Here is a 25,573-nt window from a genome sequence, read left to right as displayed (position 1 = left end):
TCTGAGCTTAAATATAGTCAAGCTGAAAACCTAAAAATTATCCTTTAAATCTCTTAATTTTGAGAAAGTCTCTAAATCATTTGCTCTTAAAAATATATTGCATTCTAGTTCATCTTTAATAGTAGATGGAACTGTGGGTAAGCCTTTCATGACTTGTTTTTTTATGATTTCTTTTTTTCTTTTTAAATTAAAATTTTCAGGGTCGTGCTTCAGGCAAAAATTTAAATTATTTGATGTATATTCATGACCGCAATAAATTTTTGTATCTCTTGGCAAAGATTTAATCTTATCTAAAGAATTAAACATTTCTTTGTAAGTCCCTTCAAATATTCTTCCACAACCAAGAGAAAAAAGAGTGTCTCCAGTAAAAACTAATTTTTCATTAAAAAAATGAAAGCAAATATGGCCTGATGTGTGCCCAGGTATATGAATTATTTTGGCTACAAAATTTTCAGCTTCCCATATCTGATTATTTTCTAATAAAACATCAATTCCAGGAATTCTTTTAGAATCTTCTTTAAAACCCACTACTATAGATCCAAATTCTTTTTTTAAATCAATATTTCCACCAATATGGTCATGGTGATGGTGAGTATTAAGAATATATTTTAAATTTATATTTTTATTTTTTAAAAAATCAATTATTGGCTTGGATTCACTTGGATCCACTACACATGCAGAATTGTTGTTTTCATCAATTATTAGATAACTGTAATTATCTTGAAGACATGGAATTATTTCAACTTGCATATTATTTTTCTATTAAAAATATGCCTAAATCAGCAAATAAATTTTTGAAGATTAGATTATTTTCGTTAATTGATGAAGTATTTAGATTATTCAAAGCCAAAGATTTGAAAATTTTTATATCTCTGGATTTAACAAAAGTGACAAAATCTTTAATAGTACACATATGTAAATTTGGTGTGTTATACCATTCATCTGGTAAAGTTTTAGTAATTGGCATTGTTCCTCTAAATAATAAATGAAACCTCACTTTCCAATAACCAAAATTAGGAATGGTTACAATAGCTTTTTTTCCAACTCTCAATAGTTCATTTAAAACTAACTCTGGATTTAAAAATGCTTGGAGAGTTTGACTTAAAACAACATAATCAAAAGATTTGTCAGGAAATTGTTTTAAATCTTTTTCAGCATTTCCTTCAATCACAGTTAAACCTTTTGAAATACATTCCTGAACTTTATTTTTTGAAATTTCTAATCCTCTAATTTTGATATTTTTGTGCTCTTTCAAAAATTTCATTAGAGTTCCATCAGCGCATCCTACATCTAAAACCTTTTTATCTTTTTCAATTAGATCTGCTATTACTTTAAATTCATTCTTCATACTTAATTTTCTATATAAGATTTATCTAAAAAGTTTTTGAGTGCACTCAGAAAATCTGGAACATCTAATAAGAATGAGTCATGACCTTTATCTGATTCTATTTCAACAAATCCTACATCTGCTCCAATAGAATTTAGTGCAATGACAATATCTTTATTTTCTTGTGTTGGATAAAGCCAATCTGAGGTAAAAGAAATTATAAAAAATTTAGCTTTAGTATTTTTAAATGCATTGGAAAGATTTCCATTAAATTGTTTTGCTAAATCAAAATAATCCATCGCCCTAGTAATATAGAGATAACTATTAGCATCAAATCTATCTACAAAAACAGAGCCTTGATATCTTAAATAGCTTTCAATTTGGAAATCTGCATCAAAACCAAATTTAAGATCTTCTCTTTCTTGTAATTTTCTTCCGAATTTTTCCTGTAACCCTTTTTTTGACAGATAGGTGATATGAGCAGCCATTCTAGCCACTGCCAATCCTTTGCCTGGATTAATATTTTTAGATGAATAATTTCCATCATTCCAATTACTGTCAGCAGTTATCGCCTGTCTTCCCAATTCATTAAAAGCAATATTTTGTGCAGAATGGCTTGAAGTAGTTGCTATAGGGACGACTGTTTTTGATTTATCAGGAAAATTACTAATAAATTGAAGTACTTGCATTCCTCCCATAGAGCCGCCAGTTATAGAAAATAATTTATCAATTCCAAAATGATCAAGTAAACTGTATTGAGCATTCACTATATCATTTATAGTTATAACTGGAAAATTTGTTCCAAATATATTTTTAGTATCAGGATTTATGTGACTTGGTCCATATGAACCCATGCATCCTCCAATTACATTTGAACAAATAACGAAATACTTATTTGTATCTATAGCTTTATCTGGACCTACCGCATAACTCCACCATCCATCTTTTTTTGTCATGGGATTGAGCCCAGTCACAAATTGATCTCCAGTTAATGCGTGAAATACTAATATTGCGTTATCTTTTTTTGAATTAAGTGAACCATATGTTTCATATGCGATTGGAAAATCTTTGATAGTTTTCCCACAATCTAGTTTTAATGGTTTTTTTACTATTAAAGTCTTAATGTTTGTTTCAATGTTCATAATTGAGCTTTATTTGAATTGTGAGAAAAAAAACTATTTTAGCGGTTTTTTTTAAGCGCTCGCAATTCAGTTAAATCAGCGCATATTTTTTTTACAAGAACTTATTTATTATGTCAATTTTTTAAAAAAGCTTCTTATTCTCTATAAAAATTTGTAATTTTATCTATAAAGAACCCATAAATTAAAAAAATGATTGCTCTAAAATTCAAAAAATTCAATATAGAGGCCTATAAGCCGGGTAAATCTAGAATCAAAAAATTTAAAAATGTAATTAAATTGTCAGCTAATGAGTCTGCCCTAGGTTTTAGTCCAAAAGTTAAAAAATTGATGTTAAATAAAAATTTAATATCAAGTAAATATCCTGATGGGAAGGCAAGCAATTTAAGGAAAGCCATTTCTAAAACTTATAAATGTAATTCTGAAAAAATTATTTGTGGTGCAGGTTCAGATGAAGTTATTCAAATGATTTGTCAATTGTTTTTGAGTCCAAAAGACGAAGTAGTTTTGCCAGAGTATAGTTTTTTAATGTACAGAATTTACTCGAAAATTGTTGGAGCAAAGGTTGTATTTGCAAAGGAAATTGATTTTAAAATTTCAATTGATGAAATATTAAAAAAGATTAGCAAGAAAACGAAAATTGTTTTTATAGCAAATCCAAATAATCCAACAGGAACTTACTTAACCAAAAAAGAGGTACTTAAGCTTAGAAAAAAACTGAACAAAAATATTTTATTAGTAATTGATGATGCATATTCGGAATATATGAAAAACTCCGATTATGCCTCAGGTTTAAATTTATTCAAAAATAATGATAATGTTTTTATTCTTAGAACTTTTTCAAAAATCTTCGGACTAGCTGCTTTGAGGGTTGGATGGGGCTATGGATCAAAAAAAATTATAAAAGCTCTTAATATGATTAAACCTCCTTTTAATGTGAATCAAATAGCTCAATTAGCTGCAGTTGAGTCACTTAAGGATAAAAAATTTATTAAAAAATCAATTAATCATAATTTGTTTTATGCAAAAAAGATTAAAAAATTTCTTGAAAATTATAGTATTTTTTCAAATACTGTATCGGCAAATTTTTTAATGCTAGATTTTGAAAAAAGTAATTATTCAGCAAGTTTTTTCTACCAAAAGTTAAAACAAAAAGGAATAATTTTAAGATCAACCGAGAATGGTTATCATATTAAGAATAAATTGAGATTAACCATTGGATCGTCAAAAGAAAATTTAAAATTTATGAATGTTGTTAAAGGAATATTAAATTAAATGAAAAATATTTTAATTATAGGTTGTGGTTTGCTTGGATCGTCATTGTTGAGGAGAATAAAGGAAAAAAAAATTGCAAAAAATATATATATTTTTGAAAAATCAAAAAAAAATATTTTAAAGATTAAAAGACTAAATTTATCAGTAAGAATAGTTAAATCTTTAAAAGAAGGAGTGATTAATACAGATTTAATTATTTTTTGTACTCCGATGAGTGAATATAAAAAAATTATTTTAAAGATAAATAAATTTATCCCACCCAATTGTTTAATTACAGATATTGGTTCATCTAAAGTGGTGACATCTAAAATTATTCAAAAATTTTTAAAAAAAAAGATATCATGGGTGTCCAGTCATCCTATAGCAGGATCAGAAGTAAGTGGGCCTGAACACGGTAAATCTAATATGTTTGTTAATAGATGGTGTATTTTGATAAAAGAAAAAAATACAAAAAAAAATGATTTAAAAATTTTGGATAAATTTTGGAAAAAAATTGGCTCAAAAACAGTTGTTATGTCATCCGAAAAACACGATAAAATTTTTTCTATGACAAGCCATTTACCACATTTAATTGCATATAATTTAGTAAAATCTGCCCAAGAATTTGAAAAAAAACAAAACTATAACTTAATAAAATTTAGTGCTGGAGGATTAAGAGATTTTTCAAGAATTGCAGCCTCAAATGAAGTTATGTGGAGAGATATTTTTTTTAATAACAAAAATAATGTCTCAAAAGCTATTAATTTATTCATAAAAAGTTTAAATGAGTTTAAAAAAGACATTAATTTAAAAGATAACAAATCAATTTTGAAAAAACTTACTCAAACTAAAAAAGTCAGATCAAAAATAATAAAATTAAAACAAGATGTTAATAAGCCTGATTTTGGTAGAAATTAAAATTTCTTAATATTACTTATCTTTTTAACATCTAAATTTGCAGTGGTTTTTATTAAATTAATAGTAAACTTTATAGGCATTATTACTACTTTTTTTCTTGGTCCATAAGCATGTATGAACATATTTTGATTAAGACACACGCCTACATGACCTTTCCAAAAAATAATATTACCTTCTTTAAAATTTTTAATTGCTCTTTTTTTGCAGTATTTAATTTGATCCTTTGAATCTCTTGGGAAAAAAACTCTATTATAATAATAGTATATTTGAATCAATGCTGAGCAATCGATACCTTCAGATGTCTTGCCACCCCATAAATATTTAGATTTAGTAAATTGTTTAAAAATTTTTTTATAATTTTTTTCAGTGTGTAAAATCGATTTTAGGTGTTTCTTTTTTATCCATTTATTTTTTTCGAATTGAACAAAGTTTTTACTTTCCTTTATCACAGAAATTCCAGAAGCAAAATATAAAAATTTTTTTGTAGGAAAAAATTTATTATTTAGTTTTTTGTATATTTTTGATTTAAGTTCATTTACTTTTTTGTTTGCTTTAAAACTTTGAAAAAAAATCCTGTCTTTAATAAAACCTTTATAATTATCAAAACTAGTTTTAATTTTTACCCAATTTTTCTTTTTTGATAGTATTTTGAATTTTTCTCCATATAACATTTGTGAGGTTATTTCTGATTTGATAGAAGGTTTAGAATAGATGTTAGATACAGGAATATTTAAAAAATAATTTTTCATTTAATTTTTAATTGGCGCTACTTTACTAATCCAAATAATTAAAATTAAAACTGGCAAACCTAAAAAGGCTGTTAATGAGAAAAAATAAGGATATCCCATCAAATCAACCCATCCTCCAGCGTACCCCGCAATTAATTTTGGTATAAAAAGCATTATTGAGCTAAATAATGCATATTGTGTTGCTGTAAATTTTATTGATGTTAAACCAGATAGATATATTACAAACGCTGCTCCAGCAAATCCACTAGATATATTATCAGCAGTTATTACTGTAATTAAAAAATTAATACTTATTGGTGATATTGCTAACCATGCAAATAATAAATTGCTTAATGCGGCGATTAAAGCACCAAAGAATAAACATTTCATAGTTCCAAATTTGTAAGAACTATAACCACCAATAAATCCACCAAATATTGTAGCAAAAACCCCAAAAAATTTGGAAAAAGTAGCAATCTCTGAAATTTTATAACCTTTTTCCAAATAAAATATATTGGCCATTACTCCCATAACGATATCAGCTATTCTATATAGTGAAATTAAAAGAAGTATTAAAAAAGCAAATTTTCCGTATCTTTTTATAAAGTTCAAAATTGGACCCATATAACTTTTTGAAATTTTATTTTTTGGAGCAAATTTGATTAAAACCAATAAAACAATGATTAGATAAGCGAAGATAAAACATATTATTAATCTAAAAAATGAAAATATGAAACTTGATAAAACTTCTTTTTTTCCGAAAGGGTTATCTATTAATGAGTATAAAAATATAAAACCAATTACCGAAATAAAAATAGAGACTAGGAATTTAATGTGATTATCAGAACTAAAATTTCTTTTTATTTTAGGTTCATCCGACACAAAAGTGGCAAATACTCCAATCAACATGAATAAGGACATTATGAGGTAAACTTTTTTCCATACATTTTGATCATAAATTTCAGTACCAAAAAACGATGCTAGCCATAAACTCCCTGCACCAGCTACAAGCATAGCGATTCTATATCCTGCTATATACATTGATGATAAAGGGCCCTGTAAGTGTTGTGGAGCAGACTCAATTCTAAAAGCATCAATTAGGATGTCTTGAGTAGCGCTAAAAAAAGCTAAAATAGCAATAAATAAAGCAGTAAAAAATAAATTCTCTTTTGGATCGGAAAAAGCAGTTAAAATCAAAGCAGAAATTATCAATAATTGAGATAATAAAAGCCAACTTCTTCTATGACCTAAGTTTTTAAGTATTGGCAATTTATAATTGTCAACTAGCGGGGACCATAAATATTTAAATGCATATGCAAAACCAGCCCAACTAAACAATGTTACAGTACTCCGACTAATACCTGCCTTTACGAGCCAGACGGAAAGAGTTGAAAAAACTAAAAGTATAGGAAGACCTGATGAAAATCCTAAACAGATCATTTTCAAAGGTTTTTTTTCAAAAAAAATATTAATTTTTTTCATAAATTAATTTTTCCAAAAAGATGGTAGAAATAAAACAAGTATAGCAAATAATTCTAATCTTCCTAAAATCATACCTATACTCAATATCCATTTAGACGTATCTGGTATTGCAGAAAAATCACCATTAGGTCCAATAGTTGAGCCTAAACCAGGTCCAACATTTGAAATAGATGTAGCCGCGCCAGAAATAGAAGTTATAAAATCTAATCCAGTCAAAGATAATAAAGCAGTGAGAATAAAAAAAATAACTAAATACATATATATAAATGAAATTATTGAAGATATAAATTTGTTATCAATTGGATTTTCATCATATTTTAAAACAAAGATACCTTTTGGATAGATTATTTTTTTAAGTTGATTAACTATAAATAAATATAATACTTGAATTCTAAATATCTTTATTCCACATGTTGTTGATCCAGCACAACCACCAATAAACATTAATCCTAAAAATAAAATTAATGTAAAACTTCCCCAAGTATCAAAGTCTGCATTAACATAACCAGTCCCGGTTAATATTGAAATTACATTAAATGTTACAGATCTGAAATTAAATTTTTCCGAACCAATCATTATTAGATAGACTGTTAAAATGACAACACTCAAAAATATGATTTTAAAAAAAGTTTTAATTTGAGAGTCACTTATTAATATTTTTTTATTTCCACTTATAAATTTGATATATGCAATGAATGGCAAACTTCCTAAAATAATAAAAATCATTGCTGATATTTCAATTGAAACGCTGTTAAAGAAGCCTATTGATTCATTATAATTAGAAAATCCTCCTGTTGCTATAGTTGTCATAGAGTGTGTTAAACTATCGAAAAAATTCATACCAAAAACTTTATAAGTTATTCCACATAACAAAGTTAATGTTGAATAAATGTAGATTAAACGAAGCGCTATTTCTTTTGATTTTGGTAATATTTTTTCAGATGAGTCATTATTTGAAATTCTAAATAATTGCATTCCACCTACATTCATTATTGGCATTAAAGTAATTGCCATAATAATTATTCCAATACCTCCTAGCCACTGAAGTATTGCGCGCCAAAGCAATATACTTTTTGGCATTTCATTTAAATTTGAAATGATTGTAGATCCAGTAGTTGTAATTCCAGACATGCTTTCAAAGAATGCATTAGTAAAAGTAAAATTTAAATCTGAAAAAACAAAGGGCAATGAACCAAAAATTGCAACACTTAACCAAGATAATGCTGTGAGGAGAAATGCTTGTTGAAGTGTTAGTCTTTTATCATGATCTAAATTTGCCAGAAAAAACAGGATACCAAAAATAATTGTTACTAATGATGCACCAAAAAACGATGAATCAATTTCGGAGTAGATAAATTGAAAAATGATTGGAATAAACATAAATATTCCTAGAATTATTTGTAAAATTCCAAGTGTAAAAAAAACAGTTTTATAATTAGACATTTTGAAAGAACATTATTTTATGGTAAATAAATTTCAACTCTATAAGAATTAGTAAATTCACTAATATAATAATTTTGAAGTGGAATTCATGATAAAAAAAGAAAATCTAGATAAAACAAACGCTTGGCCAATTATGGAAGCAAAAAAAATGCTTCGTGAAAGAAAATCTTTAATAGAAAAAAAAGGTAAAATTACACTTCAAACAGGTTATGGTCCTAGCGGTTTACCTCATATTGGTACATTTGGAGAAGTTGCAAGAACATCTATGATGGTCAATGCTTTAAAACAATTAACAGATTTTCCAACAGAAATAATTACTTTTTCTGATGACATGGATGGATTAAGAAAAATTCCAGATAATGTTCCTGAACAAAAATTATTAGAGAAAAATTTACATAAACCATTAACTCAGGTACCAGACCCATTCGGGAAATTTAAAAGTTTTGGGGAACACAATAATGAAATGCTTAAAGATTTCTTAAATAATTTTAATTTTAATTATACTTTTAAAAGCTCTACCTCGTTATATAAATCAGGATTCTTTAATCCTGTTCTTCAACTGATTTTGGATAATTATGATGAAATATTGAATATAATTTTACCAACATTAGGTAAAGAAAGACAAAAGACTTACAGCCCTTTCTTACCCATCTGTCCAGAGAGTGGACATGTATTAGAAATACCAGTTATAGAAATTGATAAAACTAATTCAAAAATAATTTTTGATAATAATGGAAAAAAAATAGAACAAAGTATTTTAGATGGTCATTGCAAACTTCAATGGAAGGTGGACTGGGCGATGAGATGGTATGCACTAGATGTTGATTTTGAAATGTATGGAAAAGATCTTATTGAAAGTGCAATTTTATCATCAAAAATCATAAAATTAATTGGAAAAATAAATCCTTCTGGATTTGCTTATGAATTATTTCTAGATGAAAAAGGTGAAAAAATTTCTAAGTCTAAAGGTAATGGGATTACAATTGATCAATGGCTCAAGTATGCATCTCCAGAAAGTTTATCTTTGTTTATGTATCAAAATCCTAAAAGAGCAAAAAAACTCTACAAAGAGGTAGTTCCTAAAGCGGTAGATGAGTATTTAGATTTTATTGAAAGGGCAAAAAAACAGGATGAGTTACAATTATTAATGAATCCTTTATGGCATGTTCATAATGGAAAAATTCCAAAAGAAAATTTTATAATGTCATTTTCAATGTTACTAAATCTTGTAGAAACTAGCAATGCAGACTCTAAGGAACTTTTATGGAAATTTGTAAAAAAATATAAACCTGAAATTGATGAAAAAAATTATCCAATATTTGATAGGCTTGTGGAATATGCAATAAAATATTTCAATGATGTAATTAAATCTCAAAAAGATTATAAAAAACCAAATGAAATTGAAAAGATTGCTTTAGAGTCATTAATCAAAACTCTTGAAAAATGCAATGATCAGATGACTCCTGAAGATATTCAAACTCTGATATATTCAGTTGGTAAAGAAAATGGTTATTCAGAAAACCTAAGAGATTGGTTCAAATTGATTTATCAAGTTGTTTTTGGAGATGAGAATGGACCTCGTATGGGATTTTTTATCAGTTTTTTTGGTGTTAATGAAACTAAAGAGCTTATAATAAAGAAAATAAAATAATGTTTTCAAACTTAAGACGATTAATTTTTAAATTAGATCCAGAGACAGCACACGATTTAGCAATAAAGTCATTAAAATTTAACTTTGTTCCTAATATTTTCAAAAGTAAAAATTACGATAAACTATTTGAAACAGAAATATTTAACAAAATCATTGATAACCCAATCGGAATGGCCGCTGGCTTTGATAAAAACGCAGAAATATACAATCAACTATTCAAATTAGGTTTTGGTTTTGTAGAAGTTGGAACTATTACTCCATTACGGCAGTATGGCAATCCTAAACCCAGAGTTTTTAGGTTAGTTGAGGATGAGGCTTTGATTAATAGATTAGGATTTAATAATCATGGAGCTGAAAATATATCTAAAAGAATTAAAATGAATCCCAAGACTGGCTTACTTGGTATAAATATAGGACCTAACAAAGATACAAAAAATAGGCTAGAAGATTATTTAGTTGGTTTGAGAGCATTTCATAATTTAGCAGATTATGTTACTATAAATATTTCTTCACCAAATACTGAAAATCTAAGAAATTTCCATGATCAATCTAAACTCGATCAATTATTGAATGAGATAAAAAAAGAAAAAAAAAATTTAACTTCAAAAATACCAATAGTCTTAAAAATTGCCCCAGATATCAACGATGTTGAAATCGAAAAAATATCAGATGTATTGATGAGTAATAGCATTGAAGCTGTTATTATTTCAAATACCTCCGATGTGTTGAGAGAAAGATTAAAGAATATTCAAAAACATCAAAAAGGTGGATTATCCGGTAAACCTATAGAAGATAAATCAAATTTATTAATTAATAAATTTTACAAAAAATTAAAAAATAAAATAAAGATTATCGGGGTAGGTGGTGTTGACTCAGGTCTAAGTGCATACAATAAGTTTTTATCTGGAGCTGAATTGATACAACTTTATACTGGGATGGTATTCAAAGGACCAAATATTGTTAACTCGATTAAAGATGATTTACATGATCTACTATTGAAAGATGGAGTTAAAAATTTTAGAGAAATCATTGGAAATAAAACTTAAATTTATTCTATTAACTTGACGCGAACCCTATCACACCTTATACAGTCGGCTAGAATGTCAAAAAAATGTGAACTTACTGGAAAAATTCCCTTAAAAGGTCATAATGTTAGTCATGCTAACAATAAGACTAAAAGAAGATTTTTGCCTAATTTAAAAAAAGTAAAATTTACGAGTGACCTATTAAAGAGAAGCCTTAAATTGACTGTAAGTAATGCTGGGGTAAGATCAGTTGATAAAAAAGGAAGCTTTGATGAGTTCTTAAGATCAGTAAAGAATAAAAATTTATCTCCAAGACTAAAAAAAATGAAAAAAAACATATTGATTAGATCACCTTTCAAAAAAACCACTGTATCTAAGTCAATTTAATGAATTATAATTTTTATATCCTCTCATTTTTGATGGGAGTAGTTGTTTTATCATCAAATTATCTTGTTCAGTTTCCAGTGAATTATTATGGATTAAGTGAAATTTTAACTTATGGAGCCTTTAGTTATCCAATAGCTTTTTTGATAACAGATTTGGCTAATAGATCTTATGGAAAATCAATTGCAAAAAAAATTGTTTATCTAGGTTTTTTTATAGGAGTAGGATCAACAATTATATTTTCTACAAATTTTCAAGACTTGATTTCAATTAGAATTGCTTTTGGATCGGGGATAGCATTCATATCAGCACAGCTTTTAGATGTACAAATTTTCGATCAATTAAGGAAAAAAAGATGGTTTATTGCTCCTTTAACTTCATCATTAATTGGGTCAGTAGTTGACACTTTCTTATTTTTTTCAATTTCTTTTTATGCAACAGGAGTTCCTTGGGTGACTTTATCATTGGGAGATTTATTAGTTAAATTAATTGTAGCTTTGATAATGCTTATACCATTTAGAATTTTATTGAATACTTTTAGACCAGCTTCTTAGATAAAAATTTGTAACTTAAAATTTTATAAGCTAATTTTGCTACTAAAAAATTGTAAGAATTAAATCCTTTAATAGGAGCAAGTTCATTTATATCCGCACCAACTATATTCGAGTGTTTTGATGCTATTCTAATAATCTTTAAAGTTTCATCCCAAAATAATCCTCCTGGTTCTGGGGTCCCAGTTGCAGGCATAATACTAGAGTCTAAACTATCAACGTCAAAAGTAAGATAAACAGTTTTGTTTTTAATTAATTTTTTAAATTTTTCAAAATTCCAATTATTTTTATTTTTTGCCCAGAAAATTGTTATTCTTGAAGAATTTTTTTTCAGAAATGGAATTTCACTTTTTGAAATATTTCTAATTCCGAAAGATATTAGAGATACATTAGGACTATCTAGGCATCTCCGAATTGCAGATGCGTGAGAATATTTTTCACCATCATAGTTATTTCTCAAATCAGCATGTGCATCAAAATGAAGAAGACAAATTTTTTGATATTTTTTTATAAATGGTTTCAAGCAACCAGGTGTTATTGAATGTTCCCCTCCTAAAGTCATTGGAAAAAGTTTTTTATCTAATATATCTTTATTTATACTTGAAATCTTATCCAATGCTTTATTAATATTTTTGTCTATTTTAAATGGTTTTAAAGTTTTAATTCCAATTTTTTTATATGGTTCACAATTGAGTTCTTCATCATAAAGCTCAACTTGATGAGATGCTTTAATTATTTCTTTAGGTCCATTCTTTGTACCCTTGCCATAACTTACAGTTTTCTCAAGACCAAATGGAACTATTACAACTTTTTCTCTAAAATTGAATTTATTATCAACTCCTAAAAATCCGTTTTTATTTGAAAGATATTTCAATTTTTTATCCAAAAATTTTAGAAAAGTTTTTTCTGTCTCTGTTTTTCCACTCACCTTTGTGAAAAGCATCACTAGCAATTAATGGTAAAACACTTGTAGCTTCAGCAAAAACCATTTGTTCTTTTGTAATATCAACCTTACCCCATGAACTAGCCTCTTTTAAAGTTGAACTACTACATGCACCATCCCTAGAATCTGCAACTGTAATTTGTATAGCATATTTATGCATATCAACTTCTTTGCCTAAAAGTTCAGCACAAATTACCGTATCCTGAATAAAATTTTTTGGCACTCCACCACCAATCATAAATAATCCTGATACTTTAGACTGTATCTTGATTTCTGTTAATTCTCTAAATTCTTTAATAGAGTCAATGGTCATATGTTTTTTAGGGTTCTTTTCTTGATGCATTACTAATCCAAAACCTGCACTTGAGTCTGTAAAAGCTGGACAAAATATGGGAACATTACTGTCATAGGCAGTTTCAATTAAAGACTCTTTTTTTTTTGAGTTCTTTTTTAAATATTTACCTATTTCTCTTATAAATTCTCTGGAAGTATAACTTCTAGCTTCTAAAGTATCAGCGATATCACATATAGTTTTATCACATATTTGAAGTTCATCTTCGTCGATATATGTATCGTATATTCTATCTATATAATTTTTTCTTAACTCAGTATCATTTTGAAATTGTGAACCCTGATAATGTTTAAATCCAAGTGCTTCAAAAAAATCCATATCAATAATTGATGCACCAGTTGCTATTATTGCATCCACCATATTATATTTCACAAGATCTTTATATATATTCATACATCCTGCAGCAGAAGTAGATCCAGCTAATGTTAAAAAGATAGTGCATTCTTTATCCTTAAGCATTTCATTAAATATATTTGCTGCATTAGCTGTTTCTCTAGAAACAAAAGACATTTTTTCCATTGATGAGATAATTGGTCTTGAGTCAAACGAAGTGATATCAATATGCTCCACAGGATTTTTAAGAAAATCTTTTTTGCTGTTATGAGTTAGTTTTTTGTCACTCGACATTAAGCAACAAATGTGGATTTATTTATGTCTTTATCATACAGGCTCATAATCGGAGCGTCTTCGACTTCATAAATCTCATCTGAATAAAAACCGTTGAATTGAGTTCTAAAAGTCAGTCCGTATGCACCTAGTTGACCAAGTTCAATATAATCATTTTCCTTTATATTATTTGGAAGTAAAAATGGACCTTTCATATAATCCATGCTGTCACAGGTTGGACCAAAAAAATTAAATGCAGTAATCTTTTTTGAAATGATCTTATTTGAAGTTTCTTTAATCATTTTAGATGGATAAACTATATTTGGAGTACCCGCATCAAAAAGAGTTCCATAAGTTCCATCATTTATATATAACTTTTGCTTTCTTCTTAAATTGACCCTCACTATTGTTGAACCACTCTCAGCCACCAAAGCTCTCCCAGGCTCACAAATAATTTTTGGTGATCTGTCTAATTTTAAATTTTCTAAACCTTTTTTAATTTCACCAAAATATTCCATTAAGTTGTGAGGAATTAAGTCTGGATATATAGTTGGAAAACCACCACCGACATTTATATAGTCTGGGATTATTTTTGTTTTCTTAATAATATTTCCTATTTCTGAAATACCTTTTGCATATGAAATTGGATGCATACATTGAGAACCAACATGAAAACTTAATCCAACTTTTTTAGCATGTTGCTTTGCTAATCTCAGCAAACCTAAAGCTTCTGAGTTTAGGGCTCCGAATTTTTTTGACAAATCTATTTCAGCATGTTCATTTGATACTGCTACTCTTACAAATAATTCTAAATCTTTTGCATTATTGGTGTTATTAATAATTTTGATGAGCTCTTCTTTAGTGTCTAATGAAAACGTTTTTATTCCAAATTGAAAATAAGCTCTTTTTATACTTTCAGGACTTTTGACAGTATGCATATATGAACATTTAGCTGAACTTGTAAATTTTTTTACTTGTTTAATTTCTTCTATTGAGGCTATATCAAATTGATCAATGCCACTTTCTACAAGTGTTTTTATAATTTCAGGATGTGGGTTTGTTTTAACAGCGTATAAAATCTCACCAGGAAAATTGTTTTGAAAAAATTTTGAAGCTCTAGTAACAGAATTTTTTCTGATACAATAAACAGGTTTTTCAGGTTTCAGTTGATTAACTAATTCTTCAACTGATTTAAATTTTAGCATGTTAAATGCCTCCAAAAAAATTTAACAAAAAAAAAGCTTTTAAAATCATTTAAAAACCTTTTATAAAAGTTGCAATTAAGCCAATAATTTATGGATGTAAAGCAAATAATTCTCTATTGAAATATTTAAATTAATCTCCATATCAGTCTTATGAAAAATGAAGCAATACTTCAAAACTTAAGTGATTTCGACAATAAATCCTTACTTATAGTAGATGATGATAATCCATTTAGAGAAAGATTATCAAGAGCAATGGAAAAAAAAGGTTTTGAAGTTTTACAAGCTGAAAGTGTAAAAAAGGGTATTGAAAGTGTAAAACTTAAAAAACCAGGGTTCGCAGTTGTTGATCTGAGGTTGGCAGATGGAAATGGACTTGAGGTTGTAAAAGAAATTCAAACATCGAACTCATCTAGCCGAATCATTATGTTAACTGGATATGGAAATATTCCTACAGCAGTGGCAGCAATTAAAGAAGGAGCTATTGATTATTTGGCTAAACCCGCAGATGCTGATGATGTTGAAAAAGCGTTATTAGCAGATCCAGCAAAGAAAGCCGCTCCTCCAGAAAATCCTATGTCTGCTGACAGAGTTAAATGGGAACACATTCATAGAGTATTTGAACTATGCAATAGAAATGTCTCTGAGACTGCAAGAAGGCTTAAAATGCATAGACGAACTCTTCAAAGGATTCTTTCTAAGAGATCACCTAGATAAATTTTTTAATTTTAATTATTTGCTTACTTAAAAGAGCCAAAATTATAATTTTAAATATTTCAGCTAATAAAAATGGTTTTGCGCCTAAAGCAAAAATTGGCTTATCCCATCCAATTAGTGTTCCAAGCCAAATTAAACCCAAAATATAAATGGTTGAAGTTGCTATAATTAATTTAAACAATATTACAAAAAAATTATCAATATCTTTTATCTTAGAAGCTAAATAACAAGCTGTCAAAAAACCGATCAAATATCCCATAGTTGGCCCGGTAAAGTAAACTAATCCAACACCTTTTTCAGGAGAATTTGAAAATACAGGAAGTCCAACAATACCTTCTATTAAATATAGTCCTATTGTAGCTAGTGCAATTTTATGTCCTAAACTTATCCCTAAAAATAATACAACAAATGTTTGCATTGTCATAGGAACTGGATAGAAAGGAATTTTGATTTTAGCTGATATCGTTAGTGCTAATGATCCAAAAATCACGACAACCAGAGATTTAATCAGTTTAGCTTGAGTTAGATTTTTTGTTAATTCCATTATTAAATAATACTCAAAATATAAAAAATAATCTACTTATAATTGTTTAAACTAATGAAACTTAATTTTTTTATATACAGATTATGTTAGCATTGTAATATTTATTATATTTCATGAATAAAATTCAAAAAACAGATCACTTTTATTTAATTGATGGCTCTGGATATATCTTTAGAGCTTATTATGCTTTGCCACCATTAACGAGAAAAAGTGATGGGCTGCCAACAGGAGCTGTAAGTGGTTTCTGTAGTATGTTATTTAAATTGTTAGAAGACTCAAAATCTAATCAAAACTTGCAAAAACCAACTCATTTTGCAGTAATTTTCGACTCAGCGAGAAAAACTTTTAGAAATGAAATTTACAGTGATTACAAAGCCAATAGGTCAGAAGCACCAGACGATTTAGCTCCACAATTCGAATATATAAGAAAGTCTGTTTTAGCATTCAATTTGCCTTCTGTTGAACTTCCTAATTATGAAGCAGATGATTTGATAGCTACTTATGTTGATCAAATTTTAGAAAAGGGTGCAAAAGTTACAATTGTTTCATCAGACAAAGACTTAATGCAACTTTATAAAAAAGGAGTTCGAATTTTTGATCCTATGAAAAATAAATTTATAACTGATGATGACATTGTTAAAAAATTTGGTGTAGATGCATCTAAAGTTATTGATGTTCAATCTTTAGCAGGAGACAGTAGTGATAATGTTCCTGGTGTTCCTGGAATAGGTGTTAAAACAGCTGCTGAGCTAATAAATAAATATGATACTCTAGAAAATTTAATAAAATCAGCTCATGAGATTAAGCAAAATAAAAGAAGAGAAACTTTATTAGAAAATAAAGATAAAGCTTTAATAAGCAAAAAATTAGTGACTCTAGATCACAATTCTCCTGTTAATAGAGAATTAAGCGAATTTAAATTACAAAATATAAATAAAGAAAAGTTATATAAATTTTTAAGAGAAATGGAATTTAACCGATTGTTAAGTTCTGCAATTTCTGTTTATGGTGAACCTGAACTAGAAAATAGCAAGACAGAGTCTCAAAATTTAGAAAAGCAGCAAATAATTAGCAATAAAGATTATCATTTAATTAGCAGTTTAGATGAAATTGACAAATGGATAGAAGAAGCGGAGGAAGTTGGTGAAGTTGCTGTAGATACAGAAACAACTTCATTAGATCCTCATTTAGCTGATTTAGTAGGTATTTCTCTTTGTTCAAAAATTGGAAAAGCGTGTTACATACCTGTTGGTCATAAATCATCCAAATGTATTGACAAAGATGCAGTCATTAAAAAGTTAAAAAAATTATTTGAGGACCCTAGTATAAAAAAAATTGGTCAAAATATAAAATTTGATTTTATTGTCTTATACAATCATGGGATCACTCTTTCTTCAATAGAGGATACAATGTTAATGTCTTACGTTTTAGATGCAGGAAAAAACAGACATAATATGGATACATTATCTGAAATTCATTTAGGTCATAAAACTATTTCTTTTAAAGAAATGGTAGGATCGGGTAAGAAAGAAATTAACTTTAGTGATGTAGAGTTAGAAAGGGCAAAAGATTATGCAGCTGAAGATGCTGATGTTACTTTTAGACTGTATAAGAAATTTATTAAAAATTTAAAATCAGAAAAAATGATAAATATTTATGAAATATTTGAAAAACCATTAATCAAAATTCTAGCATTTATGGAAATTGAGGGAGTGGAAATTGATAGTAAATTTTTAAAATCTCTGTCATCTAAATTTGAAAAAAAAATTCTGAAACTTGAAAAAGAGATATTCAAAATTTCAAAAAAAGAATTCAATATTGCATCTCCAAAACAGCTAGGAGAAATAATCTATAACGATCTTAAAATAGCGGGATTAAAAAAAACTAAAAAAGGAAGTTTTGCAACAAGTGCAAATGTTTTAGAGGATTTAGCTTTTAAAGGACATAAATTTCCAAAATTAATTTTAGACTGGAGACAGGTCTCAAAATTGAAAAATACTTATTCAGATTCTTTGCCTGAACATATAAACCCAATTACAAAAAGAGTTCACACATCATTTTTACTTGCTGCAACATCAACAGGCAGGCTAGCCTCTAGTGACCCTAATTTACAAAATATTCCGATTAAATCAGAAGATGGAAAAGATATAAGAAAAGCCTTTACTGCAAAAAATGGACACTTATTAATTTCTGCAGATTATAATCAAATAGAGATGAGAATTTTAGCTGATCTGGCTAATGTAAAAGAACTTAAAAAAGCCTTTAAAAATAAAGAAGACATTCACTCATTAACTGCTAGTCAAATATTTAATATTGATATCAAAAAGGTTAATCAAGACCATAGAAGAAAGGCTAAGGCTATAAATTTTGGAATAATTTATGGAATTTCACAATACGGATTAGCTAAACAAATAAATGTTTCAAATTACGAAGCAGAAGAATTTTTAAATTCCTATTTTGCAAAATTTCCAGAAATTAAAGTTTATATGGATGATACAATAAAATTTTGTAGGAAAAGTGGATATGTAAATAATATATTTGGAAGAAGATCCCATTTCAATGGAATTAATGATAAAAATTTTAATGTGAGAAATTTTCAAGAACGTGCCGCAATTAATGCACCGATTCAAGGATCAGCATCTGAAATAATGAGATTAGCTATGATAAGATTAAACAAAAAATTATCAGAGCAAAAAAATTCTAATTCAAAAATGCTTCTACAAATTCATGATGAATTGATTTTTGAAATCCCAAAAAAAGATGAAAATGCGATGATTAAAATAATTGAGAAAGAAATGACCAGTGTAGCTGAGAGTGATTATCATTCTTTTTCAACCCCTTTGACTGTTGATATAAATAGTGGAGATAATTGGGGATCACTTCATTAATTTAAGCCATTGCCCAAATTAGAACAATTTAGTATTTTTAATGTATATCATGCACAAACAAACTATTGCTTTAGTAGACGACGATAGAAATATTTTAACGAGTCTAAGCATCGCTCTTGAAAAAGAAGGTTTTAAAGTTCAAACATACATAGATGGAGAAAGTGCATTAATTGGATTATCAAGAACTCCGCCAGATTTAGCAATTATTGATATTAAAATGCCAAAAATGGATGGTGAGGAGTTATTAAAAAAATTAAGAAAAAAAACATCCATGCCAGTAATTTTTCTTACATCAAAAGATGAAGAGTTAGACGAGTTATTAGGGCTTAAACTTGGTGCTGATGATTTTATCAAAAAATCAGGTGGGTTTTCAATTAAAGTTTTAATAGAGAGAATTCGAGTACAATTAAGAAAAAAAGATGTCGATAATAGTATTGAGGAAAATAAAAGTATTATATCGCATGGTAAATTAAAATTAGATCCTTCTCAATTAGAATGCGAGTGGAATGGAAAACAATTACCAGATAAATTAACTACAACAGAATTCTTATTAGTTAAAGAATTAGCTAAAAGGCCTGGGATAATTAAGGAAAGAGCACAACTAATGGACATTGCTTATAGAGAGGATACAGACATTGAGGATAGAACAATAGATAGTCATGTTAAACGAATAAGAAAAAAATTCAAAAAAGTTGATCCTGATTTTTCAGCTATAGAAACTAGGTATGGAAGTGGATATAGATGGAATGTTAGTTAATGTTTAATTATCTTTTAAAAAATCTATCTATTCTAAAAAAATTTTTATTTATAAATCTTATTTTTTTTACAGTTATTGGTTTATTTACTTTTTTATATTTAAAGAATGTCCAACCCAATTTAATTAAAAAAAAATCGTCAAATCATATTAAAATAATTAATAATACTATTGAAAACCTTGAAAGATTAGAGATCAAATTTTTTGAGGAAGATATTAGAAGATTTTTGTTTTCTACGAGATTCATTTTTCAAAGTCTAGACAGAGTAATTTTTTTTAATAATGAGCTAGATTTAATCGGGGATACAGATACTCTTGATCTCGATCCAAGATCATTTTCATCAAGATTAGATATTATTGAATTAGAAATTTTAAATGAAAAAAAAACAAAAGAGATAACAGAGGGAAAAAATATTAATATAGGTAGCGATAATCTTGTATCGCTTAAAGATATTCTGTTTAATTACGCAGGATCAAAAAACTATGGAATTCCTTTCACTTTTATTCAACAAGAATTTAATAATTTTAAATTAACAACTATTAAAAATGTCTTTAGAGGAGATAAAAATATTGGCTATATTGCAATTACCGAAAACGCAAATGATGTAAGAGCAGCAATTAATGAAAGAAAAACTTTTATTATAAGGACTGCTTTTGCAGTAGGAATTGTAATTTTGATTTTTTCATTCGTATTGAATAGATATTTTTTAAAACCTATTCAAAATCTAGTTAACTATATTAATAAAATTAAAAATAAGGATCATAAAAAAATAAATATAGATAATCTTAAAATAAGAAATGATGAACTTGGTTTACTTTCAAAATCTCTTGATGATATGACTTTAGAGCTCCAAAAAAGAATTTCGCATGCTGAAAATTTTTCCACAGATCTAGTCCACGAAATAAGAAATCCTTTAGCATCATTAAAAAGCGCATCAGAAATACTTAATGATACTAAAGATTCAGAAGAAAGATTAAAATTGATTAATATTTTGAGCCATGATGTACAAAGAATTGAAAGATTAATTACTGACTATTCTCAAATTTTGAAAGATGAAGTTGCCTTAAGTAAAGAAAAATTTAAAAAAATTGATTTAGCCCCTGTTATTCAGTCTGTTGTTGATGATTATAATAATATTTATCATGTCAAAAGTGGAATTAAAATTTCATGCAATTACAAAAATGATAAAACTTATATTATTAATGGAATAGAAAATAGAATAGAGCAAATAGTTGCAAATTTATTAGATAACGCAATTTCATTTAGTAAAAATAATCAAAATATAGAGGTTAAAGTTGTAAAAAATTCCAATAATCAAGTTCTAATAAATATTCTTGATGAAGGACCAGGTTTTAAGGAAAGAGATACTAATAAAATATTTAAAAGATTTTATAGTAATAGACCGGACAAATTTGGACAACATTCTGGGCTTGGATTAAATATTGTTAAAAATTTGGTTGATCTCCATAAAGCATCAATATCAGCATCGAATAGAACAGATAAAAATGGAGCCAATTTAGAAATAATATTTCCTAAGATATAAAGACTTATTGATTAAATAAAATATTATTGCTAGAAAACTCGCCATGGATGATTTCAAAGTAAAAGACATTTCTCAAGCAGAGTTTGGAAGAAAAGAAATTTCTATTGCAGAAAGTGAGATGCCTGGATTGATGGCTTTAAGAGAAGAATATGGAGATCAAAAGCCTTTAAAAGGTGCAAAAATAATTGGGTGCCTTCATATGACTATTCAAACAGCTGTATTAATAGAAACATTAGTCTACCTTGGTGCAGAAGTTAGATGGTCCTCTTGTAATATATTTTCTACTCAAGATCATGCTGCAGCAGCAATAGCTAAAATAGGAGTACCAGTTTATGCTTGGAAGGGTGAAACTGAAGATGAATATATTTGGTGTATTAAACAAACAATTGAGGGTAAAAAAGATTGGAAACCTAATATGTTGCTAGATGATGGTGGTGATCTAACTGCAATGATGCATAAAGATTATAAAGATTTACTCAAAGATGTAAGAGGTGTTTCTGAAGAAACAACAACAGGAATTAAAGCATTAAATAAAATGCAACAAAATAAATCATTAATGGTACCAGCAATCAATGTAAATGATTCAGTTACTAAATCAAAATTTGATAATTTATATGGGTGCAGGGAAAGTTTAGTTGATGGAATAAGAAGAGCAACTGATGTAATGATGTCAGGTAAAGTAGCTATAGTTGCAGGTTTTGGAGATGTAGGTAAGGGGAGTGCTGCATCATTGAGGCAAAGTGGAGCAAGGGTTTTGGTTACAGAAGCTGATCCTATATGTGCATTACAAGCTTCTATGGAAGGGTATGAAGTTGTTCTGATGGACGAGGCCATTGATAAAGCAGATATTGTAGTAACAGCTACTGGAAATAAAGATATTGTTACAGCTGATCATATGAGAAACATGAAAGATAGAGCTATACTTTGTAACATTGGACATTTTGATAATGAAATTCAAGTTGAAGCATTAAAAAATTATAAATGGTCTGAAGTTAAACCACAAGTGCATGAAATTGAACTACCAAGTGGAAAAAGAATTATATTATTAGCAGAGGGAAGATTAGTTAACCTAGGATGTGCAACAGGTCATCCAAGTTTTGTGATGAGTGCTTCATTTACAAACCAAGTAATTGCCCAAATAGAATTATGGAATAACCACAAAAATTATGAAAATAAAGTTTACGTTCTTCCAAAACATCTAGATGAAAAAGTCGCAATGTTACATTTGAAAAAAGTTGGTGCTAAATTAACTAAATTATCAAAAGAACAAGCGGATTACATCAGTGTTGAAGTTGAAGGTCCATACAAGCCAAATGCATATCGCTACTAAAGGTAGTAAAATCGATATATCTTCAGAAAAAAAATTAGAAGAATTTTCGAAGAATTTTTGTACAAATTTAAAGTTAGGAGATATTTTTTTTCTTATTGGAGATATAGGTATTGGTAAGACTACATTTGTAAAATATATTATCAATCACTTACAGTTTAAATTTAAACAAAAATTTACTGAGGTCACTAGTCCCACATTTAATATAATGAACGAATATGTGATAGATAATTATTTAATCAAACATTATGACTTATTTAGACTTAATTCTTCAAAGGATCTTCAAAATTTAGATTTATTTGATGAGTCTCATAAAGCTATCTTATTTATAGAATGGCCTCAGATTATAAAAAAAAAACCTAACAAAGTAACAGAACTATACTTTGAGTATGAAAATGAGTATCAAAATAGATTTATTAAGTTTTAAAATTAAATGATATCCAAAAAAAATATTAAAAAATTAAAAGGAGATGCTTCACATAGAATTTTTTATAGAAAAATAAATAAAGACTCGTCATCAATATTAGTTTTTGCAAAAAAAGATAAAAAATCTAATTTGTTGAATTATGATGCGGTAAATCGAATTTTGATAAAGAACAACATTTTAGCACCAAAATTATTAAATGAAAATTATTCTAAAAATTTCATAGAAATCCAAGATTTTGGTGATCAAACTATTTTTGATTTATTTAAAAAAAAAAAAGTTCACCAGTTATTAATTTTTAAAAAAATCATAAAATTATTACGTAATATTCAAATAATTCGTCTCAGAAAAATAAAAAATTTTCGGAAGAATAATTATCAAATTCCTTTATATGAATCTAAAATTTTATTGGATGAAGCAAAACTTTTTTCAGATTGGTATGTAAAAAAAAAGTTAACAAAAACTAAATATCAATTTTTTAAAAAAAAATTTATAAAAGAGATTAAAAAATTAATTAAAAAACTTCATCTTAAAAATGATACTTTTGTGCATAGAGATTTCCATGTTTCCAATTTAATGATTACAAAAAATAAAATTGGTATTATAGATACACAAGATGCTTTAATTGGTAATAGGGCTTATGATTTAGCATCTTTAATTGATGACGTAAGATTTAAAACGTCAACGAGAATTAAACAAAAAGTATATAAATTATATTTAAGTTTTCATAAAAAAATAAAGAAAAACCATTTTAAGAACGATTTTGAGATAATTTCAGTATTAAGAAATTTGAAAATAATTGGAATATTTACCAGATTAGCACTAAGGGATAAAAAAAAGAAATATCTAAGTTTAATTCCTCATGCTTGGAAATTAATAGAGTTAAGATCAAGAAATAATGATAAATTTAAAAACTTAAATGATTTACTTTATACTATCAAAAAAGTTAGAAAATAAATGAAAATAACAACAGCTTTAATATTATGTGCAGGATTTGGTAAAAGATTAAATCCAATAACACTTAAAACGCCAAAACCTCTTTTAAAGTTTAAAGATACTACTTTATTAGATTATTGTATTAGTCTTGTTCTAGATCTTAATATAAAAAAAATATTGATTAATTCATTTCATTTAAAAGAACAGATTAATGAATTTGTAAAAATTCGAAATTATAATGCTGAAGTTAAAGTTATAGACGATGGTAATGATATTCTTAACACAGGAGGAGGAGTTTTAAATTTGATTGATAAATCTAATGATGAAAATTTTTTAGTTTTTAATCCTGATACTATATGGAAAAAAAATTATGATGAAGAGATCAACAGAATGATCGAGTTTTATTTTAATAAAAAATTAAAGAATATTCTTTTACTGGTAGATAAAAAATTAAGTTTCGATGAGGATTTAAGAGGTGATTTTGGTTTAATGAATAATCTAATTAATCATAATAATAACGAATTTATATATACAGGATGTCAAATATTAAACAGATCTATTTTTGAACAAAAGAAAATAGAGAATTTTTCAATCACAAAAATTTGGCATGATTTGATTAAAAAAAAACAATTGTATGGTTTTGAAAGTAAACATAAATTCTATCATATAACTAACTTGGATATCTTTAAAAAACTAAAAGATCTCTAGCTCTATCTTTATCTAAATAATTACAATTTAAAATTTGTAAGTTTTTATTTATATTAATTAATAATGGATTACCTGTAGGAATTTCCAACTTAGTAATTTGTTTTTCATCAAGTTTAAATAAAAATTTGCACAACGCTCTTATAGAATTTCCATGCGCTGATATTAATATATTTCCATCTTTGATTTTGTCCATAATTTCTAATTTAAAATATTCAGTAGTTCTCTGAAAAGTATCCATTAGTGACTCTGTATTAGGAATAAATTTAGAGGGAATATCTTTGTAAGTATCTATATTCAATGGATGAAATGGGCTTTCTTTATTTAGTGGACTCGGTTTTGTATTCCAAGACCTTCTAAATTGATACACTTTATCTTCTCCAAGTTTTTTAATTGTTTCGATTTTATTTAATCCGGTAAGCTCACCATAATGTCTCTCATTTAATTGCCATGCTCTTACATATTTTTTCTCATCATTTAAACGTTCTTGGATAATTTCAAGAGTTTTATTTGCTCTTAATTGAAGTGACGAATAGTAATAATTAATATGTATATTGGATTTTTTTATTAGATCACCAGCTTTTTTTGCTTCTAATTTACCATTTTCTGTTAAATCTACATCTACCCAGCCTGTGAATCTTTTTTCAAGGTTCCAGATGCTTTGACCATGTCTAATTAAAATTAAATAACTCATTTTTATTGAACTTAATTTAATATAAAAAAAATATT

Annotated in this window: 25 protein-coding genes; 14 read left to right on the top strand and 11 right to left on the bottom strand. The window is 27.2% G+C overall.

Annotation, left to right across the window (positions count from 1 at the left end):
* Window positions 1–30: 30 nt before the first annotated feature.
* Genes gloB through metX form a run of 3 tightly spaced genes read right to left on the bottom strand, consistent with a single transcriptional unit; the run spans window position 31 to window position 2,469 of the window.
* Window positions 31–750 (bottom strand): hydroxyacylglutathione hydrolase, encoded by a 720-nt coding sequence (gene gloB / locus AMN70_RS05395; RefSeq protein ID WP_075502538.1) that lies wholly within the window; start codon window positions 748–750, stop codon window positions 31–33.
* A 1-nt stretch (window position 751) separates the two neighbouring features.
* On the bottom strand, window positions 752–1,348 hold the full coding sequence (gene metW, locus AMN70_RS05390) for a methionine biosynthesis protein MetW (protein ID WP_075502536.1): 597 nt from the start codon (window positions 1,346–1,348) through the stop codon (window positions 752–754).
* 2 nt (window positions 1,349–1,350) lie between these two features.
* Window positions 1,351–2,469, bottom strand: a complete 1,119-nt coding sequence (metX, locus tag AMN70_RS05385; RefSeq protein WP_075502533.1) for a homoserine O-acetyltransferase MetX — start codon at window positions 2,467–2,469, stop codon at window positions 1,351–1,353.
* A gap of 189 nt (window positions 2,470–2,658) precedes the next feature.
* Here metX and hisC point away from each other — a divergent pair, with 189 nt between their 5' ends.
* Both hisC and AMN70_RS05375 read left to right on the top strand, forming a co-directional pair.
* Window positions 2,659–3,741: a histidinol-phosphate transaminase gene (gene hisC, locus AMN70_RS05380; protein WP_075502531.1), complete on the top strand. Its 1,083-nt coding sequence runs from the start codon at window positions 2,659–2,661 to the stop codon at window positions 3,739–3,741.
* Complete coding sequence (locus AMN70_RS05375) at window positions 3,742–4,638, top strand: prephenate dehydrogenase (RefSeq protein ID WP_075502528.1); 897 nt, start codon at window positions 3,742–3,744, stop codon at window positions 4,636–4,638.
* On the opposite strand, the gene AMN70_RS05370 is transcribed toward AMN70_RS05375, so the two are convergent.
* Genes AMN70_RS05370 through AMN70_RS05360 form a run of 3 tightly spaced genes read right to left on the bottom strand, consistent with a single transcriptional unit; the run spans window position 4,635 to window position 8,291 of the window.
* Window positions 4,635–5,387 (bottom strand): C40 family peptidase, encoded by a 753-nt coding sequence (locus AMN70_RS05370; protein WP_075502526.1) that lies wholly within the window; start codon window positions 5,385–5,387, stop codon window positions 4,635–4,637. The two genes, AMN70_RS05375 and AMN70_RS05370, sit on opposite strands and share 4 nt — an antisense overlap.
* Window positions 5,388–6,848, bottom strand: a complete 1,461-nt coding sequence (locus AMN70_RS05365; protein ID WP_075502524.1) for an AmpG family muropeptide MFS transporter — start codon at window positions 6,846–6,848, stop codon at window positions 5,388–5,390.
* A gap of 3 nt (window positions 6,849–6,851) precedes the next feature.
* Window positions 6,852–8,291, bottom strand: a complete 1,440-nt coding sequence (locus AMN70_RS05360) for a TrkH family potassium uptake protein (RefSeq protein WP_075502522.1) — start codon at window positions 8,289–8,291, stop codon at window positions 6,852–6,854.
* A gap of 88 nt (window positions 8,292–8,379) precedes the next feature.
* Here AMN70_RS05360 and AMN70_RS05355 point away from each other — a divergent pair, with 88 nt between their 5' ends.
* Genes AMN70_RS05355 through AMN70_RS05340 form a run of 4 tightly spaced genes read left to right on the top strand, consistent with a single transcriptional unit; the run spans window position 8,380 to window position 11,905 of the window.
* The gene (locus AMN70_RS05355; RefSeq protein ID WP_075502520.1) at window positions 8,380–9,942 is read left to right on the top strand and encodes a lysine--tRNA ligase; all 1,563 of its coding nucleotides are present in this window, start codon (window positions 8,380–8,382) and stop codon (window positions 9,940–9,942) included.
* Window positions 9,942–10,988, top strand: coding sequence for a quinone-dependent dihydroorotate dehydrogenase (locus AMN70_RS05350; RefSeq protein WP_075502518.1), 1,047 nt, complete (start codon window positions 9,942–9,944; stop codon window positions 10,986–10,988). The genes AMN70_RS05355 and AMN70_RS05350 overlap by 1 nt, the downstream gene beginning before the upstream one ends.
* 54 nt (window positions 10,989–11,042) lie before the next feature.
* Window positions 11,043–11,354: a 50S ribosomal protein L28 gene (gene rpmB / locus AMN70_RS05345; RefSeq protein WP_075502516.1), complete on the top strand. Its 312-nt coding sequence runs from the start codon at window positions 11,043–11,045 to the stop codon at window positions 11,352–11,354.
* Window positions 11,354–11,905: a queuosine precursor transporter gene (locus AMN70_RS05340; protein ID WP_075502513.1), complete on the top strand. Its 552-nt coding sequence runs from the start codon at window positions 11,354–11,356 to the stop codon at window positions 11,903–11,905. The genes rpmB and AMN70_RS05340 overlap by 1 nt, the downstream gene beginning before the upstream one ends.
* Here AMN70_RS05340 and speB read toward each other — a convergent pair.
* From speB to AMN70_RS05325, 3 genes are read right to left on the bottom strand one after another with little or no spacing between them, the layout of a single operon-like run.
* Window positions 11,889–12,776: an agmatinase gene (speB, locus tag AMN70_RS05335; protein ID WP_075502587.1), complete on the bottom strand. Its 888-nt coding sequence runs from the start codon at window positions 12,774–12,776 to the stop codon at window positions 11,889–11,891. The two genes, AMN70_RS05340 and speB, sit on opposite strands and share 17 nt — an antisense overlap.
* Before the next feature lie 4 nt (window positions 12,777–12,780).
* Window positions 12,781–13,824, bottom strand: coding sequence for a 1,9-bis(guanidino)-5-aza-nonane synthase (locus AMN70_RS05330; protein ID WP_075502510.1), 1,044 nt, complete (start codon window positions 13,822–13,824; stop codon window positions 12,781–12,783).
* The gene (locus tag AMN70_RS05325) at window positions 13,824–15,008 is read right to left on the bottom strand and encodes a type III PLP-dependent enzyme (RefSeq protein ID WP_075502508.1); all 1,185 of its coding nucleotides are present in this window, start codon (window positions 15,006–15,008) and stop codon (window positions 13,824–13,826) included. Before AMN70_RS05325 ends, AMN70_RS05330 begins: the two co-directional genes overlap by 1 nt.
* 150 nt (window positions 15,009–15,158) lie before the next feature.
* Here AMN70_RS05325 and AMN70_RS05320 point away from each other — a divergent pair, with 150 nt between their 5' ends.
* Window positions 15,159–15,722 (top strand): ActR/PrrA/RegA family redox response regulator transcription factor, encoded by a 564-nt coding sequence (locus AMN70_RS05320; protein ID WP_075502507.1) that lies wholly within the window; start codon window positions 15,159–15,161, stop codon window positions 15,720–15,722.
* Here AMN70_RS05320 and AMN70_RS05315 read toward each other — a convergent pair.
* Window positions 15,715–16,266: a biotin transporter BioY gene (locus AMN70_RS05315; protein ID WP_075502505.1), complete on the bottom strand. Its 552-nt coding sequence runs from the start codon at window positions 16,264–16,266 to the stop codon at window positions 15,715–15,717. The two genes, AMN70_RS05320 and AMN70_RS05315, sit on opposite strands and share 8 nt — an antisense overlap.
* Window positions 16,267–16,379: 113 nt before the next feature.
* Here AMN70_RS05315 and polA point away from each other — a divergent pair, with 113 nt between their 5' ends.
* The 7 genes from polA to AMN70_RS05280 are packed head-to-tail and all read left to right on the top strand — an operon-like array spanning window position 16,380 to window position 24,847.
* Complete coding sequence (gene polA / locus AMN70_RS05310) at window positions 16,380–19,154, top strand: DNA polymerase I (protein ID WP_075502503.1); 2,775 nt, start codon at window positions 16,380–16,382, stop codon at window positions 19,152–19,154.
* A 49-nt stretch (window positions 19,155–19,203) separates the two neighbouring features.
* Window positions 19,204–19,911, top strand: coding sequence for a response regulator transcription factor (locus AMN70_RS05305; RefSeq protein ID WP_075502501.1), 708 nt, complete (start codon window positions 19,204–19,206; stop codon window positions 19,909–19,911).
* Complete coding sequence (locus AMN70_RS05300; protein ID WP_075502499.1) at window positions 19,911–21,452, top strand: sensor histidine kinase; 1,542 nt, start codon at window positions 19,911–19,913, stop codon at window positions 21,450–21,452. Before AMN70_RS05305 ends, AMN70_RS05300 begins: the two co-directional genes overlap by 1 nt.
* A 43-nt stretch (window positions 21,453–21,495) precedes the next feature.
* Window positions 21,496–22,782, top strand: a complete 1,287-nt coding sequence (gene ahcY, locus AMN70_RS05295) for an adenosylhomocysteinase (RefSeq protein WP_075502496.1) — start codon at window positions 21,496–21,498, stop codon at window positions 22,780–22,782.
* Complete coding sequence (gene tsaE, locus AMN70_RS05290; RefSeq protein WP_082255083.1) at window positions 22,766–23,206, top strand: tRNA (adenosine(37)-N6)-threonylcarbamoyltransferase complex ATPase subunit type 1 TsaE; 441 nt, start codon at window positions 22,766–22,768, stop codon at window positions 23,204–23,206. The genes ahcY and tsaE overlap by 17 nt, the downstream gene beginning before the upstream one ends.
* A gap of 6 nt (window positions 23,207–23,212) precedes the next feature.
* Window positions 23,213–24,160, top strand: coding sequence for a phosphotransferase (locus AMN70_RS05285; RefSeq protein ID WP_075502494.1), 948 nt, complete (start codon window positions 23,213–23,215; stop codon window positions 24,158–24,160).
* Complete coding sequence (locus AMN70_RS05280; RefSeq protein ID WP_075502492.1) at window positions 24,161–24,847, top strand: sugar phosphate nucleotidyltransferase; 687 nt, start codon at window positions 24,161–24,163, stop codon at window positions 24,845–24,847.
* Here the strand turns inward: AMN70_RS05280 and AMN70_RS05275 are convergent.
* Window positions 24,825–25,538, bottom strand: a complete 714-nt coding sequence (locus AMN70_RS05275; RefSeq protein WP_075502586.1) for a 2,3-bisphosphoglycerate-dependent phosphoglycerate mutase — start codon at window positions 25,536–25,538, stop codon at window positions 24,825–24,827. The two genes, AMN70_RS05280 and AMN70_RS05275, sit on opposite strands and share 23 nt — an antisense overlap.
* Window positions 25,539–25,573 lie beyond the last annotated feature (35 nt).

This window comes from Candidatus Pelagibacter communis (assembly GCF_001179925.1).
GTDB lineage: Bacteria > Pseudomonadota > Alphaproteobacteria > Pelagibacterales > Pelagibacteraceae > Pelagibacter > Pelagibacter ubique_E.
Note: the sequence above shows the minus strand (reverse complement) of the source record. Positions and strands in the feature narration are given on the sequence as shown.

Excerpts from the sequence above, each read along its gene's own strand:
- AMN70_RS05330 (WP_075502510.1), bottom strand. The coding sequence starts at position 13,824 with ATGTCGAGTGACAAAAAACTAACTCATAACAGCAAAAAAGATTTTCTT.
- AMN70_RS05300 (WP_075502499.1), top strand. The coding sequence starts at position 19,911 with ATGTTTAATTATCTTTTAAAAAATCTATCTATTCTAAAAAAATTTTTA.
- AMN70_RS05350 (WP_075502518.1), top strand. The coding sequence starts at position 9,942 with ATGTTTTCAAACTTAAGACGATTAATTTTTAAATTAGATCCAGAGACA.
- rpmB (WP_075502516.1), top strand. The coding sequence starts at position 11,043 with ATGTCAAAAAAATGTGAACTTACTGGAAAAATTCCCTTAAAAGGTCAT.
- AMN70_RS05275 (WP_075502586.1), bottom strand. The coding sequence starts at position 25,538 with ATGAGTTATTTAATTTTAATTAGACATGGTCAAAGCATCTGGAACCTT.
- AMN70_RS05365 (WP_075502524.1), bottom strand. The coding sequence starts at position 6,848 with ATGAAAAAAATTAATATTTTTTTTGAAAAAAAACCTTTGAAAATGATC.
- polA (WP_075502503.1), top strand. The coding sequence starts at position 16,380 with ATGAATAAAATTCAAAAAACAGATCACTTTTATTTAATTGATGGCTCT.
- metX (WP_075502533.1), bottom strand. The coding sequence starts at position 2,469 with ATGAACATTGAAACAAACATTAAGACTTTAATAGTAAAAAAACCATTA.
- AMN70_RS05360 (WP_075502522.1), bottom strand. The coding sequence starts at position 8,291 with ATGTCTAATTATAAAACTGTTTTTTTTACACTTGGAATTTTACAAATA.
- AMN70_RS05305 (WP_075502501.1), top strand. The coding sequence starts at position 19,204 with ATGCACAAACAAACTATTGCTTTAGTAGACGACGATAGAAATATTTTA.
- AMN70_RS05320 (WP_075502507.1), top strand. The coding sequence starts at position 15,159 with ATGAAAAATGAAGCAATACTTCAAAACTTAAGTGATTTCGACAATAAA.
- AMN70_RS05285 (WP_075502494.1), top strand. The coding sequence starts at position 23,213 with ATGATATCCAAAAAAAATATTAAAAAATTAAAAGGAGATGCTTCACAT.
- AMN70_RS05340 (WP_075502513.1), top strand. The coding sequence starts at position 11,354 with ATGAATTATAATTTTTATATCCTCTCATTTTTGATGGGAGTAGTTGTT.
- AMN70_RS05355 (WP_075502520.1), top strand. The coding sequence starts at position 8,380 with ATGATAAAAAAAGAAAATCTAGATAAAACAAACGCTTGGCCAATTATG.
- ahcY (WP_075502496.1), top strand. The coding sequence starts at position 21,496 with ATGGATGATTTCAAAGTAAAAGACATTTCTCAAGCAGAGTTTGGAAGA.
- tsaE (WP_082255083.1), top strand. The coding sequence starts at position 22,766 with ATGCATATCGCTACTAAAGGTAGTAAAATCGATATATCTTCAGAAAAA.
- metW (WP_075502536.1), bottom strand. The coding sequence starts at position 1,348 with ATGAAGAATGAATTTAAAGTAATAGCAGATCTAATTGAAAAAGATAAA.
- AMN70_RS05315 (WP_075502505.1), bottom strand. The coding sequence starts at position 16,266 with ATGGAATTAACAAAAAATCTAACTCAAGCTAAACTGATTAAATCTCTG.
- AMN70_RS05280 (WP_075502492.1), top strand. The coding sequence starts at position 24,161 with ATGAAAATAACAACAGCTTTAATATTATGTGCAGGATTTGGTAAAAGA.
- AMN70_RS05370 (WP_075502526.1), bottom strand. The coding sequence starts at position 5,387 with ATGAAAAATTATTTTTTAAATATTCCTGTATCTAACATCTATTCTAAA.
- hisC (WP_075502531.1), top strand. The coding sequence starts at position 2,659 with ATGATTGCTCTAAAATTCAAAAAATTCAATATAGAGGCCTATAAGCCG.
- AMN70_RS05325 (WP_075502508.1), bottom strand. The coding sequence starts at position 15,008 with ATGCTAAAATTTAAATCAGTTGAAGAATTAGTTAATCAACTGAAACCT.
- AMN70_RS05375 (WP_075502528.1), top strand. The coding sequence starts at position 3,742 with ATGAAAAATATTTTAATTATAGGTTGTGGTTTGCTTGGATCGTCATTG.
- gloB (WP_075502538.1), bottom strand. The coding sequence starts at position 750 with ATGCAAGTTGAAATAATTCCATGTCTTCAAGATAATTACAGTTATCTA.